The following is a 13,627-nucleotide window of genomic DNA, read 5'->3' on the forward strand; positions in this document are numbered from 1 at the left end:
GCAGTATTGGTGACGCGGGACCTGCCCGCGCTGCCGCAGGCAAAGGATGCACGGCATGAGTGCGCAAGACTCTGGTAGCGAAAATCCGTTAAAGGAACTGGCCCGCTATGGTCAGTCCCCATGGCTGGACTTCATCCAGCGTTCCTATACCGAAAATGGCAGCCTGAAGAAGCTGGTGGATGAAGACGGGCTGAAGGGCGTGACCTCCAACCCCGCCATCTTCCAGAAGGCCATGGGGCAGGGCACGGATTACGATGCCCAGATCCGTTCGGTGCTGGCGCACCAGGTGATTGACGCGGGCGCGCTGTACGAACTGCTGGCCGTGGACGATATCCGGGCCGCGGCCCGGGTGCTGTATCCGGTCTATGAACAGACGAAGGGCGTGGACGGTTATGTCAGCCTTGAGGTCTCGCCCTATCTGGCGCGTGACACCAAGGGCACGCTGCATGAGGCGCTGCGCCTGTGGAAGGCGGTTGGCGCCCGCAACCTCATGATCAAGATTCCCGGCACTGAAGAAGGCGTGCCCGCCGTGCGCGCCGCCATTGCCGAAGGGCTGAGCATCAACGTCACCCTGCTGTTCTCGATCGATGCCTACAAGAAGGTGCTGGAAGCCTACATTACCGGGCTTGAGGACCGCCTTGGCCGTGGCGAAAGCGTCAAGGACATCGCCAGTGTCGCGTCCTTCTTCGTCAGCCGCATCGACGTGAAGATCGACAAGGAAATCGATGACCGCGTGGCGAAGGGCGACAGGGACAGTGCGGCGCTCAAGGCGCTGCGTGGCAAGGTCGCGATCGCCAACGCCAAGATGGCGTACGAACACTGGAAGGACGTGACGGCCAGCGCACGGTGGAAAAAGCTGGCCGACGCCGGCGCCAAGCCGCAGCGCCTGCTGTGGGCCAGCACGGGCACGAAGGACAAGTCCTTCAGCGACGTGCTGTACGTGGATGGCCTGATCGGTCCCGAAACCGTCAACACCATTCCCCCCGCGACATTCGACGCCTTCCGTGACCACGGCAAGGTGGCCCCCACCCTGACGCAGGATATCGAGGGCGCGAAGAAGGTGATGGCCGAAGCCCAGCGCCTTGGCCTTGACCTTGACGGTGTCACGAAGGTGCTGGTGGATGAAGGCGTTGCCTCCTTCGCTGATGCGTTTGATGACCTGCTGGGGTCGGTTGCGGCCAAGCAGGCGGCGTTCCTTGGCAAGAAGGTGACCTCCACCGCGCTCAGGCTGCCTGCCGACCTGCAGAAGGCGGTCGATGCGGAACTGGAGACATGGCGCAAGGACGGCAATGTCCGCCGCATATGGGACAAGGACGCAACCCTGTGGACCGGCAAGGACGAGGCAAGCTGGCTGAAATGGCTGGACATCACCGATGACCAGGTGGCCGCCCTGTCGAAATTCGAGAATTTCCAGGCGGAGGTGAAGGCTCGCGGCTTCCGTGACGCGCTGCTGCTGGGCATGGGTGGTTCCAGCCTTGGTCCCGAAGTACTGGCGCAGACATTCGGCAAGCATGAAGGCTTCCCGCACCTGTACGTGCTCGACAGCACGGACCCGCAGCAGGTGCGTGATTTCGAGAAGAAGATCGATATCAGCAAGACGCTGTTCATCGTCTCGTCCAAGTCCGGCGGCACGCTGGAGCCGAACATCCTCAAGGCCTATTTCTTCGATCAGGCGAAAAAGGTGCTGGGCGACAAGGTCGGCTCGCACTTCATTACCGTGACCGATCCGGGCTCGCACATGGAAGACGTGGCGAAGAAGGACGGTTTCTGGAAGATTTTCTACGGTGAAAAGCAGATCGGCGGTCGGTATTCCGTGCTGTCCGATTTCGGCATGGTGCCTGCCGCCGTCGCGGGCCTGCCGCTGAAGCTGCTGCTGGAATCCGCACAGCGTGGCGAGAAGTCCTGCGCCGCATCCGTTCCGCCCGTGCAGAATCCCGGCGTGGTGCTGGGGGCCGTGCTGGGGGTTGCCGCGCGTGATTTCGGGCGTGACAAGGTGACCATCATCGCGTCCCCCGGCATTTACGACATGGGCGCATGGCTGGAACAGCTGATTGCGGAATCGACCGGCAAGGATGGCCGCGGCCTGATCCCCATCGATGATGAAACCATCGGCAAGCCGGGCGTGTATGGCAGGGACCGGGTGTTTACATACCTGCGTCTGGCCGAGGATCCGTGCCCGAAGCAGGACGCGGCCTTTGCCGCGCTGGTTGAGGCGGGTGAGCCGGTCGTCACCATCGAACTGCATGAACGCCGCCAGGTGCTGGAAGAATTCTTCCGCTGGGAATTCGCGACCGCCGTCGCCGGCGCGGTGATCGGGATCAACCCGTTCAACCAGCCCGATGTCGAGGAATCGAAGATCGAGACCAAGAAGATCACCACCGCCTATAACGAAACCGGCAGGCTGCCGCCGTACGAACCGTTCGCCAAGGACGGCCCGTTCGCTTTCTATGCCGATCCGAAGAACGCGTCGGCGCTGGGTGGCGGCAAGACGGCGGAAGCGATCCTCAAGGCCCATTTCGCCCGTGGCAAGGCAGGCGACTATGTTGCCCTGCTGGCCTATATCGACCGTGATACATGGACGCGTGAATGGATCCAGAAGGTACGCCTTGACCTGCGTGACGCGCTGAAGCTGGCCACGGCCGCCGAATTCGGCCCCCGTTTCCAGCATTCCACCGGACAGGCCTACAAGGGTGGGCCCGACACGGGCGTGTTCCTGCAGATCACGTGTGATGATGAGGTCAACCTGCCGGTGCCGGGTGAGAAATACACCTTCAGCATTGTCAAGGAAGCACAGGCGCGTGGCGACATGGAAGTGCTGGCCGAACGCGGCCGTCGCGTGCTGCGTGTCCACATCCATGGTGAGCTGAAGGCTGGCCTTGAAAAACTCGGGCAGGATATCGCCCGCGCGGTCTGACCGCATGCTGGCCCGTCCCTTCTGGCGAAGGGGCGGGTTTTTTGATTGGGGTCATTGGGTAATGACCGCCAGGACGGTAGGACTATGGCCCCATCCCTCTTCCAGGAGTTTTTTGATTATGCAGATTGGTATTGTTGGCCTTGGCAAGATGGGCGGCAACATTTCCATCCGCCTGACCCGTCATGGTCATGACGTGGTGGCCTTTGACCGTGATCCCACGGTCACGGCAAAGGTGTGTGGTCAGGCCGAAGGCAAGCGCTGTACCCCCGCCACCGGGCTTGCGGACATGGTGGGCAAGCTGTCCGGCCGCAAGGTGGTCTGGCTGATGCTGCCCGCGGGCAAGGTGACCGAAGCGGCGGTGCAGGAACTGGGCGGCCTGCTGGGCAAGGACGACATCGTGATCGATGGCGGCAATTCCTTCTACAAGGACGACATCCGCCGCGCCGCCGAACTGATGAAAAAGGGCATCCACTACATTGATGTCGGCACATCGGGCGGCGTGTGGGGACTGGAACGCGGCTACTGCATGATGTACGGCGGCACCAAGGACGCCACCGACTACATCGATCCCATCCTGTCCGCCCTTGCACCGGGAATTGGCGATATCCCGCGCACGCCGAACCGTGACAAGCCGGGTTTCGACCCGCGCGCGGAACAGGGCTACCTGCATTGCGGTCCCGCCGGGTCCGGCCATTTCGTGAAGATGGTCCATAACGGCATCGAATACGGCATCATGCAGGCCTTCGCCGAAGGCTTTGACGTGATGAAGTCCAAGAATTCGACCGAACTGCCCGAAGACCAGCGTTTCGAGCTGAACATGGCGGACATTGCCGAAGTCTGGCGCCGTGGCAGCGTGGTGTCGTCGTGGCTGCTGGACCTGTCGGCCAGCGCGCTGGCGGGCAACCCCGACCTGTCGAACTACAAGGGCGACGTGGCCGATTCCGGCGAAGGCCGCTGGACGATCGAGGCCGCGATCGAGGAAGCCGTGCCGGTGCCCGTCATCACCGCATCGCTGTTCACGCGCTTCCGTTCGCGCACGGGCAACAACTTTGCCGAAAAGATGCTGTCCGCCATGCGCTTCGGCTTTGGCGGTCACATCGAGGGTACGAATAACTGACCCGACCCACGGCTGGTAACTGATGGGATGCCGGGGTGCTACGCATTCCGGGTCCCGGCTGTTCCTGGAACAAACGACAGCGCTCAATGACTGCAACCGGAACAGCCGGGGAGGAATACAGGCGGAAACAGTCCAGGAACAGCAGTACAATGGAAAACATCATTGCCTTGGCGGTATCACAGGTTGGCGATACCGGGCATGAAGCCGCCCCCCGGCGCAGCCCGCCGGGATCGTTTGTCATCTTTGGCGGTGGGGGTGACCTGACGCGCCGCCTTCTGCTGCCCGCCATATACAATCTTGCCTGCGCCGGGCTGCTGGATGACGGTTTCAGCGTCGTGGCGGTTGACCGCGCCGAACTGACCGATGCGCAGCTACAGCGCAATGTCCGTGCGGCGCTGGAGGATTTCGCCGCCCGCCGGGGTGCGGAAGCCGTGACATTGCGTGAGGACATATGGGCATGGATGCAGCCGCGCATCCGCTACGTGCGCGGCGACTTCGAATCCATGCAGACCTATCAGGACATCGCCGCGGTCGTGGGCGACCAGAACTGCATTTTCTACCTTGCCGTGGCCGCCCGTTTCTTTGGCCCCATCGTGGACCGGCTGGGGGAAGCGGGACTGGTGCGCGAGGGGCGGCATACCTTCCGCCGCGTCATCGTGGAAAAGCCCTTCGGCAACGACCTGCCTTCCGCCGTGGCGCTGAACGAACGGCTGCTGCATACGCTGACGGAACAGCAGATCTACCGCATTGACCATTACCTGGGCAAGGAAACGGTCCAGAACATCCTTGCCCTGCGGTTTTCCAACGGGTTTTTCGAACCCCTGTGGAACCGCCAGAATATCGATCACGTCCAGATCACCGCTGCCGAGACGGTGGGCGTGGAACAGCGCGCGAAGTTTTACGAAGGCACCGGCGCCCTGCGCGACATGGTGCCCAATCACGTCATGCAGCTTCTGGCCATGACGGCGATGGAAGCGCCCATTTCATTCGATGCCGATGCCGTGCGCAATGAAAAGACCAAGGTGCTGGACGCCATCCACCCCCTCCTGCCGCAGGACGTGGTGCGCGGGCAGTACGCGCCGGGTGTGGTGGGGGGAAAGGAAGTGCCCGGCTACCGGCAGGAACCCGGTGTTGACCCCCATTCCCTGACCGAGACCTACATGGCGATGAAGTTCCAGATCGATAACTGGCGCTGGGCCGGGGTGCCGTTCTATGTCCGCACGGGCAAGCGCCTGGCCGCGCGCAAGACCGAAATCGCCATCCACTTCAAATCGGCCCCCTATGCGCTGTTTCGCGATACGCCGGTGGAAAAGCTGGCCCCCAACATCATGGTCATCCATATCCAGCCGACCGAGGGGGTCACCATGCAGTTTTCGGCCAAGATTCCCGGCCCGTCGGTGCGGCTGGGTGGTGTGCGGATGAAATTCGATTATGCCGAATGGTTCAGCGAAGGACCCAGCACCGGGTATGAAACCCTGATCTATGACTGCATGATCGGGGACGCCACCCTGTTCCAGCGCGCGGATAATATCGAGGCCGGATGGCGCGCCGTGCAGCCGGTGCTGGACTGGGGGCAGGATGCACGCAGCCTTGATTTCTATGCGGCTGGCAGCGAGGGGCCGGAAGCGGCCGACGCCCTGCTGGCCCGTGACCACCGCCACTGGCTGAAGATTGGATGATGCCCATGACCCCACCCGTTACCCCTGCAGGGGGCGTCCGCCTTGTCGTATCCGATATTGACGGGACCCTGATTACCCCGGAACGCAGGCTGACCCCCGCCGCGCGGCAGGCGGCGGATGATGTGCGCAAAGCCGGCATCAAACTGAGCCTGGTCAGTAGCCGCGCGCCACGGGGCATGATGCAGTTTGTCAGGGAACTGCGCATCGATACCCCCATTGCGGGTCTGAATGGCGGGCTGATCTGTGACCCTGACGGCACGATCCGCGAACGGCTGTCCCTTGATCCGGAAACGGCCCGGACGGCGGTTGAATTCCTGATTGCCCACGGGGTCGAGCCATGGCTGTTCATCGGCCATGACTGGCTTGTGCGCCGTGATGACACGCCGCAGGTCCATCATGAACGCGACGTGGTGCTGACCACCCCGATCCAGGTGGACGATTTTGCCGGACATTATGAAAATGTGGGCAAGATCATGGGGGTTTCGGCCGATCCCGCCACCCTGCCGGGGGTGGAACGCGCGCTTGCGGACCTGCTGGCTGGCAAGGCGAGCGTACACCGGTCTTCGCCCATTTACCTTGATATTACGCATCCGCAGGCGAACAAGGGCTATGCGGCAAAAGAACTGGCAAAACTGCTGGATATTGATATCCGGAATACAGCGTGTATCGGGGATATGAACAACGATATCCCCATGCTGAAGGAAGCCGGGGTCAGCATCGCCATGGGCAACGCGCCCGATAATGTGAAGGCCCATGCCCGTTTCGTGACGCGGTCCAATACGCAGGACGGGTGGGCTTTCGCCATGGAAAGTTTTGTACTGCCCCGTGCATAGGCGCGCGGCACAGAAGGGAGAGGCACCATGCCCCAGGACGCAGCCGGAACGCCAGCCAGCCAGATCAGACTGGTTCTGGCCGATGTGGATGGCACCCTGGTCACGAAGGACAAGATCCTGACACCCCGCGCGATCCGGGCTGTCGAACGCCTGCGTGAACGCGGTATCCTGTTCACCATCACCAGCGGCCGCCCGCCCAAGGGCATGAAGATGGTCATTGACCCGCTGAAGATTTCCGAACCGATCGCGGGTTTCAACGGCGGGATGATGGTCAGGCCCGATTTCACCGTGATCGAGGCCCGCACGCTGCCAGCCGATACGGCGCGCAGGGTGATCGGCATCATCCGCGACCACGGGGCCGATCCGTGGGTCTATAACGGCAATGACTGGATCGTCTCGAAACTCGACGCCCCGCATGTCGCGCGCGAACAGTGGACGGTCAGGTTCCCGCCCGTGGTGGGCAATGTGGAAGCAAAGCTGGACCAGGTGGTCAAGATCACCGGCGTCAGCGATGACCTGGCCCTGATGAAGCGCCTCGAGCACGACCTGCAGCAGGCACTGGGCGATACGGCGTCCGCCGCCCTGTCACAGCCGTACTATGTGGACGTGACCAACAGGGACGCCAACAAGGGCGGCGTGGTGATGGCGCTCGAACGCCTGCTGGGCATTCCCGCCAGCCAGATGGTGACACTGGGCGACCAGCCCAATGACGTGCTGATGTTCCGCAAGAGCGGCATGTCCATCGCCATGGGGCAGGCCAGCCCCGAGGTGCAGAAGCAGGCGACCCATGTCTCGACATCGTGCGAGGAGGAAGGGTTCGCCAACGGGATCGAGAAATTCGTGCTGGGAGATGCGTGACATGACAGGTGGACATGACGTGAAAACGGGCGCGATGGTGGTCCTGCCCGATGCCGAAGCCATTGCGCAGTACATGGCGAAATGGCTGACGGAACAGGCGCTGGCGAAAAAGGGCGGCCCGTTCGTGATCGCGCTTTCGGGCGGGTCGACGCCCAAGCGGCTGTACCAGATCCTGGCGTCGGATGAATACCGCGACCGTTTCCCGTGGGCGAACACGCAGTTCTTCTTTGGCGATGAACGCTTCGTGCCCGACAGCGACCCGGCCAGCAACTACAACATGGTCGAGAGCGAAATGCTGGCCCATGTGCCGGTGCCCCCCGCCAACGTGCACCCCATGCCGACGTCGGGCGACCCGGCGCAGGCGGCGGCGCAATACCAGGCGGAACTGGAAAAGGTATACGGCGGCACGGTGCTGGAACCCGGCCGCCCGCTGTTTGACGTGGTGATGCTGGGCCTGGGCGATAACGGGCATACCGCGTCGCTGTTCCCGCGCCAGCCGGTGCTTCGGGAGAAAAAGCTGTGGGTTTCGACCTGCGTGCCCGATGACGCGCCGCATACGCGCCTGACGCTGACCTATCCCGCCATTCATTCCAGCCGCCATGTGGTGTTCATGCTGGCCGGGCCAGCCAAGCGCGAGGCCTTTGGCAGGGTGCGCGCCGGCGACCCGGCGGAACCCGCCAGCCACATCACGACCGAGGGCGAACTCATCTGGCTTATGGACAAGGCGGCTGCGGGACAATAAGTGCCACAGTATCGTGTTTATGCGATACGGATCACGGTTCAATAAAAACGACGGGGCACCCGGCGGCGGGATGCCCCGCAGGAGAGGAAGCAGCGCATGTCCACCCAGAACGCGGACCCACGGGCAGAACTGAAGCGCAAGGCGGCGATCGAGGCCGCGGACATGGTCAGGGAAGGCATGGTGGTTGGCCTTGGTTCAGGCAGCACATCGGCCTTCATGATCGAGGAACTCGGTCGTCGCTGGGCGGAGGGGCTGCGCTTCTGCGCCATTCCCACGTCCGAACGCTCGGCCGAGCAGGCGCGCTCGCACGGGATCAGGCTGGTGACGTTTGCTACGCACCCGCAGATCGACATCGACATTGATGGCGCGGATGAGGTCGAACGCGGTTCGCTCAACCTGATCAAGGGGCTTGGGGGCGCGCTGTTTCGTGAAAAGATCGTGGCTGCCGCATCACGCAAATTCGTGGTTGTTGTGGATGACAGCAAGCTGGTGGACCGTCTGGGCGCACGCGTGCCCGTCCCGGTGGAGGTCGCGACCTTCGGCTGGACTTCCACAGCCCGGCAGCTTGAGGCGCTGGGCGCGCGTATCACCCAGCGTATGGACCGCAGCGGCAACGTGTTCGTAACCGACGGGGGCAACATGATCCTTGACTGTCATTTTGGCGAAATCGCCGATTCCGCGCAGTTGCAGGCGCAACTGGCGCAGGTGGTTGGCGTGATTGAGACCGGTCTGTTCATCGGCCGCACATCCGAAGTGATCGTGGCGACTGCCACGGGGCTGCAGAAGCTGGTTGCGGCATGACCGGGCGGGAGTTGCAGGACCAGGGCATCCGGCCGCTGGTCCTGGTTATCATGGGGGTATCGGGCTGCGGCAAGACGACACTGGCGGAAGGGCTGCACAACCTGCTGGGCTGGCCCTATCAGGAAGGTGACATGCTGCACCCGCGCGTCAATGTGGAAAAGATGGCGGCGGGCATTCCCCTGACCGATGCGGACCGCCTGCCATGGCTGCAGGCCTGTCATAAGTGGCTGCTGGGCCGTGTGGCGTCGGGGCAGGGGGGGATCCTGACCTGTTCCGCGCTCAAGCGGTCGTACCGTGACCTGCTGCGCGCGGACGGGGCGGCGGATATCGTGTTCGTCTATCTGGAAATCCCCGAGGATGTGCTGGCCGAACGCCTGCAGCGTCGGCGCGGGCACTACATGCCGCCCAGCCTGCTGCCCAGCCAGCTTGCCACGCTGGAACCGCCAACGGCTGATGAACACCCGCTTGTCGTGCATCTGGAAGAAACCCCTGCCGACCTGATTGCCGAGACCATCGGCCTGCTGCGGCAGCGTTTTCCCGAACGCACCCCCGAAAGGGGATAGATGGCTGATATGCCTGCGGTCCTGTTTGTCTGCATGGGCAATATCTGTCGCTCCCCCCTGGCGGAGGCCGCATTCCGCGCGGCTGCCGACCGGGCGGGGCTGTCGGTTGCGGTCGATTCGGCAGGCACGGGCGACTGGCATGCGGGTGCGCCGCCCGACCGGCGGGCCTGCGCTGTTGCCCGCCGGCATGGCATCGACATTACCCGTTACCGCGCGCGCGTGGTGACGGCGGTGGATTTCGACCGTTTTACCCACGTCATCGCACTGGACCATGCCAACCTTGCGCATCTGATGGCCATGAAGCCGGCGGGAAGCCGGGCGCAGGTTTCCCTGTTGCTGGACCATGTGCCGGGGCGTGGGGGCCATGCCGTGGCCGACCCGTACTACGGGGACGCCAGCGGGTTCGACACCACATGGCGCGATGTCACGGCGGGTGCTGCGGCGCTGGTGGAAAAACTGCAGCGCGATGCCTCATGACGCGCCTTGCCCGGCATGGCGCCGCCCTGCTGGGGGCGGGTTTATGGAACTGGCACCCGTTACCTGGTGGCGACGTGGCGGAGGTGCTGCTGGTCTATCTCAATGATGGGCGCAGGGTCGTGGTCAAGCATGGCCCGGACCCGGTGGCCGAAGCCGTCATGCTGCGCACCCTTGGTCAGACGGGCGCGCCCGTGCCCGATGTGCTGGCGGTGGATGAAGATGCGCTGGTGCTGCAATACCTGCCCGCCGATGGCCGCCTGTCCCGATGCTGGGATGATCTGGCGCGCGTGCTGTCCCTTGCGCATACGGGGCGGCCCGATGGGGACGGTGTCCGTTATGGCTGGTCCGGAGACCATGCCTTTGGCGCCGTAAAGGTGTGCAATGACTGGACGGAGACATGGCCTGATTTCTGGGCGCGGCGCCGTATCGGCGTGCATCTGGCGCATGTGCCCGTCGACCTGGCCCGCCAGCTTGAAACCCTGATGCGCCGCCTGCCTGACCTGCTGCCTGCGACCCCTGCGCCCAGCCTGCTGCATGGTGATCTGTGGGGTGGGAACGTGCTGGTGTCGGACCGGCATGTAACGGGCCTGATTGATCCGTGCTGCTATTATGGCCATGCCGAGGTGGACCTTGCCACGCCGGGTGTGTTCAGCCAGCCGCCTGCGGGATTTTATGCCCGCCATGGCGGGCTGGTGCGCGGCCATGAAGTCCGTTTCGCCATTTACCGCCTGTGGACCGCACTGGTTCACCTGCGTCTGTTTGGCGCGACCTACCGGCCCATGGTGGCGCAGTACCTGAATGATGCCGGGGTGTATTGAATAGTAAAAGCTTTTGGGCGCCGCCTTTTTTAAAAAAGGCGGCGTTCTTTGAAGCTTTTTGCAAAAAGCTTAACCAAAAACGTTTCCTGTTCATCAATCAGGCGGAACGGTAGCGTGCCAGCCAGTGGGCATAGGGCGCAGGCAGAATCCATGCTGCGTCCTCACGCCCCAGTGCCCGCGCCGCCGCATATGGCCAGTGGGGGTTTTCAAGGAAGGGGCGACCAATCATCGCAAGGTCGATCTTTTCCTCACGCACCAGTCCGTCAATGGCTGGGGCGGCGCCCAGGTACCAGCTTGTGGCGACCGGCAGGCCGGTTTCGCGCCGTACACGCTGCGCGACCGGGGCCATGAAGGCCGGACCCCAGGGAATCTTCGCCGTGGGCGTTGAAAAGCCGATGCTGACATCAAGGAAGTCCAGACCCGATTCGCGAAAGACCTTCGCGACCGCAATGGCGTCGTGCAGCGTCTGTTCGTCCTGACCGTCGAATTCGATCATGCCCAGACGGGCGCTCAGGGGGCGGTCCTCAGGCCAGACGGTCCGTACGTCGCGCAGGGTTTCCACCAGAAAGCGGGCACGGTTTTCAAGGCTGCCGCCATAATTGTCATCACGCTGGTTGGAATGGGGGGAAAGGAAACTCTGCCCCAGATAGCCATGGGCGAAATGTAGCATGAGCCAGCCAAACCCCACGTCACGCGCACGTACCGCCGCCGCCACGAAATCCTGCCGCACGCGGGTGATGTCCGCCATGGTCATGGCGCGCGGCACCTTGGGCAGGCTGGCGCCAAAGGCAATGGCGGACGGGGCGATGGTCTCCCATCCGCGTGGGTCATCGGCGGCGATGTGGTCGTCGCCTTCCCACGGGCGGTTGGCGCTGGCCTTGCGGCCCGCATGGGCGATCTGGATGCCGGGCACGGCGCCCGCGTCGCGTATTGCATGCACCAGCGGGCGGAAGGCTTCGGCCTGCGCGTCATTCCACAGCCCAAGGCAGCCCGGCGTGATGCGCCCTTCGGGCGAGACGGCGGTGGCTTCCACCACAACCAGGCCGCTGCCGCCACGGGCCAGGGTGGGGTAATGCACGGTGTGCCAGTCATTCACCATGCCATCGCGTGCCATGTACTGGCACATGGGGGACACGGCGATACGGTTGCGCAGGGTCTCGCCCTTGAGCGCATAGGGGGAAAAGAGGTCGGTCATGGCCGTTGGGCTCCGTCATGCGGGAATCTGGCCACAGACTGGGCATGTTGACGGCATGAGGCAACACGTGCGGGCATGCTGAAACGGCAGGACAGGTTTCAGCCAGAGCCGGTTGTGCAACAGGTTTTCAGGGGAGAATGCACCGTAAAGTGGCGCGAGTGACGGGGCTCGAACCCGCGACCTCCGGCGTGACAGGCCGGCGCTCTAACCAACTGAGCTACACCCGCATCCGTTACTGCCCCGTGGGGCTGCAACCGTTCGGTGAAAGGGCAAATAACAGGCTGGCCCCGTCATGGCAACAGGGCAGGCAAAAAAAAACGCCATGAACATGAATGTCATGGCGTTTTGTGGGAATGGGGACGGATCAGGCGGGGATTTCCACGCCATCCAGCGTCACGGCCACGCCATGCACGGTCGCGGCGACGCGCACGGCGGCCTGGATCTGCTCGGTCGTGACGCCGGCTTCACGCAGCTGTCGTTCGTGGCTTTCCATGCACAGGCCACAGCCGTTGATGGCGGACACCGCCATGGCCCACAGTTCGAAATCCGCCTTGTCCACGCCGGGGTTGGCAATGATGTTCATGCGCAGGCGGGCGGGCATCTTTCCATAATCGCCACCGACCAGATGCACGAAACGGTAATAGACATTGTTCATGCCCATGATGGCGGCAGCCGAACGCGCGGCCTGCAGGGCCTCGGGCGTCATCTTCGGGCCATATTCCGCCACCAGGGCGTGCGTTACCGCCGGATTGCGCGACGCGATGGCGGACGCGATGAACGTGCCGCCCAGCTGCTGCGGCGTCAGCACGAAGTCGTTGGCAAGGGCGCCGAGGTTCAGCTTCAGGTCCTTGGCGTAATCGGGAAGGGCGGCCTTGAGGGAGTCGATGGACATGGGCGGGTTCCGTATGGTGCCTGTGGGGTAATGGTGGTGCGCCACCTGTCCCGATCCCTGCGGGAGGGGCAGGGATCGGGACAGGCGGCGTGGCCGCCCCGCGCGATGCGGGGGCGGCCGGTCGTGCGGCGATCAGGCCTTGATGAAGGCGTCGCCCTTTTTCCAGTTGCACGGGCACAGCTCATCGCTCTGCAGGCCGTCAAGGATGCGCAGGACTTCCTGCGGGTTGCGGCCAACCGACAGGTCATTGACGCTGACATGGCGGATGATGCCCTGCGGGTCCACGATGAAGGTTGCGCGCAGCGCGGCGCCCGCCTGCTCGGCCATCACGCCACAGCTTTCGATCAGCTCGCGCTTGATGTCGGACAGCATGGGGATTTCAAGGTTCTTCAGTTCGGCATGGTTCAGGCGCCAGTTCAGGTGCACGAACGCGCTGTCGATCGACACGCCGTAAACCACCGCGTCACGGTCCTTGAACTCACCGGCCAGCTTGCCGAACGCCACGATTTCGGTCGGGCAGACAAAGGTGAAGTCCAGCGGCCAGAAGAAGACGACCTTCCACTTGCCTTTGTCGGATTCGTCCGTGATCTGGACGAAATCGCCCTTGAGGCCTTCGGGGCCACCGGGAACGGCGCTCAGGTTGAAGGTGGGAAACTTGTCACCGACTGTCAGCATCAGGGTGATCTCCTGTTGGGGTTATATATGGCCGGGACGGGCGCGCCGCCCCGCAGGCTGTAT

13 protein-coding genes and 1 tRNA gene are annotated in these 13,627 nt (G+C 63.4%); 10 read left to right on the forward strand and 4 right to left on the reverse strand.

The features are described from left to right. Positions 1–55 precede the first annotated feature (55 nt). From S101446_RS12690 to S101446_RS12735, 10 genes are all read left to right on the forward strand, one after another. Complete coding sequence (locus S101446_RS12690) at positions 56–2,914, forward strand: bifunctional transaldolase/phosoglucose isomerase (protein WP_087608499.1); 2,859 nt, start codon at positions 56–58, stop codon at positions 2,912–2,914. 118 nt (positions 2,915–3,032) lie between these two features. Next, positions 3,033–4,031: a phosphogluconate dehydrogenase (NAD(+)-dependent, decarboxylating) gene (gnd, locus tag S101446_RS12695; protein ID WP_087608500.1), complete on the forward strand. Its 999-nt coding sequence runs from the start codon at positions 3,033–3,035 to the stop codon at positions 4,029–4,031. Between the two features lie 149 nt (positions 4,032–4,180). Then, entirely contained in the window at positions 4,181–5,710 is a 1,530-nt protein-coding gene (zwf, locus tag S101446_RS12700; protein WP_087608501.1) for a glucose-6-phosphate dehydrogenase, read from the forward strand. Beyond that, on the forward strand, positions 5,707–6,543 hold the full coding sequence (locus S101446_RS12705; protein WP_087608502.1) for a Cof-type HAD-IIB family hydrolase: 837 nt from the start codon (positions 5,707–5,709) through the stop codon (positions 6,541–6,543). The genes zwf and S101446_RS12705 overlap by 4 nt, the downstream gene beginning before the upstream one ends. A 27-nt stretch (positions 6,544–6,570) precedes the next feature. After that, on the forward strand, positions 6,571–7,401 hold the full coding sequence (locus S101446_RS12710; protein WP_087608503.1) for a Cof-type HAD-IIB family hydrolase: 831 nt from the start codon (positions 6,571–6,573) through the stop codon (positions 7,399–7,401). Continuing rightward, positions 7,394–8,143 carry a 6-phosphogluconolactonase gene (gene pgl / locus S101446_RS12715; RefSeq protein WP_087608504.1) on the forward strand — a complete coding sequence of 250 codons (750 nt, stop codon included), beginning with the start codon at positions 7,394–7,396 and terminating at the stop codon, positions 8,141–8,143. Before S101446_RS12710 ends, pgl begins: the two co-directional genes overlap by 8 nt. A gap of 96 nt (positions 8,144–8,239) precedes the next feature. Then, a complete protein-coding gene (gene rpiA, locus S101446_RS12720; RefSeq protein ID WP_010510134.1) occupies positions 8,240–8,944 on the forward strand; it encodes a ribose-5-phosphate isomerase RpiA in 705 nt (234 codons plus the stop codon). Continuing rightward, positions 8,941–9,507, forward strand: a complete 567-nt coding sequence (locus S101446_RS12725; RefSeq protein WP_010510136.1) for a gluconokinase — start codon at positions 8,941–8,943, stop codon at positions 9,505–9,507. The genes rpiA and S101446_RS12725 overlap by 4 nt, the downstream gene beginning before the upstream one ends. Beyond that, positions 9,508–9,984 (forward strand): low molecular weight protein-tyrosine-phosphatase, encoded by a 477-nt coding sequence (locus S101446_RS12730; protein ID WP_087608505.1) that lies wholly within the window; start codon positions 9,508–9,510, stop codon positions 9,982–9,984. It abuts the gene before it with no gap. Next, the gene (locus S101446_RS12735; protein ID WP_087608506.1) at positions 9,981–10,802 is read left to right on the forward strand and encodes a fructosamine kinase family protein; all 822 of its coding nucleotides are present in this window, start codon (positions 9,981–9,983) and stop codon (positions 10,800–10,802) included. Before S101446_RS12730 ends, S101446_RS12735 begins: the two co-directional genes overlap by 4 nt. Before the next feature lie 97 nt (positions 10,803–10,899). On the opposite strand, the gene S101446_RS12740 is transcribed toward S101446_RS12735, so the two are convergent. From S101446_RS12740 to S101446_RS12755, 4 genes are all read right to left on the reverse strand, one after another. Then, on the reverse strand, positions 10,900–11,997 hold the full coding sequence (locus S101446_RS12740) for an NADH:flavin oxidoreductase/NADH oxidase (RefSeq protein ID WP_048852438.1): 1,098 nt from the start codon (positions 11,995–11,997) through the stop codon (positions 10,900–10,902). 150 nt (positions 11,998–12,147) lie between these two features. After that, positions 12,148–12,224: transfer RNA gene (locus S101446_RS12745), tRNA-Asp, on the reverse strand. Positions 12,225–12,361: 137 nt separating this feature from the next. Continuing rightward, positions 12,362–12,889: a carboxymuconolactone decarboxylase family protein gene (locus S101446_RS12750; RefSeq protein ID WP_087608507.1), complete on the reverse strand. Its 528-nt coding sequence runs from the start codon at positions 12,887–12,889 to the stop codon at positions 12,362–12,364. Between the two features lie 132 nt (positions 12,890–13,021). Then, entirely contained in the window at positions 13,022–13,564 is a 543-nt protein-coding gene (locus tag S101446_RS12755; RefSeq protein WP_019086581.1) for a peroxiredoxin, read from the reverse strand. Between the last annotated feature and the right edge of the window lie 63 nt (positions 13,565–13,627).

The organism is Komagataeibacter europaeus (genome assembly GCF_002173515.1).
Taxonomy (GTDB): domain Bacteria; phylum Pseudomonadota; class Alphaproteobacteria; order Acetobacterales; family Acetobacteraceae; genus Komagataeibacter; species Komagataeibacter europaeus.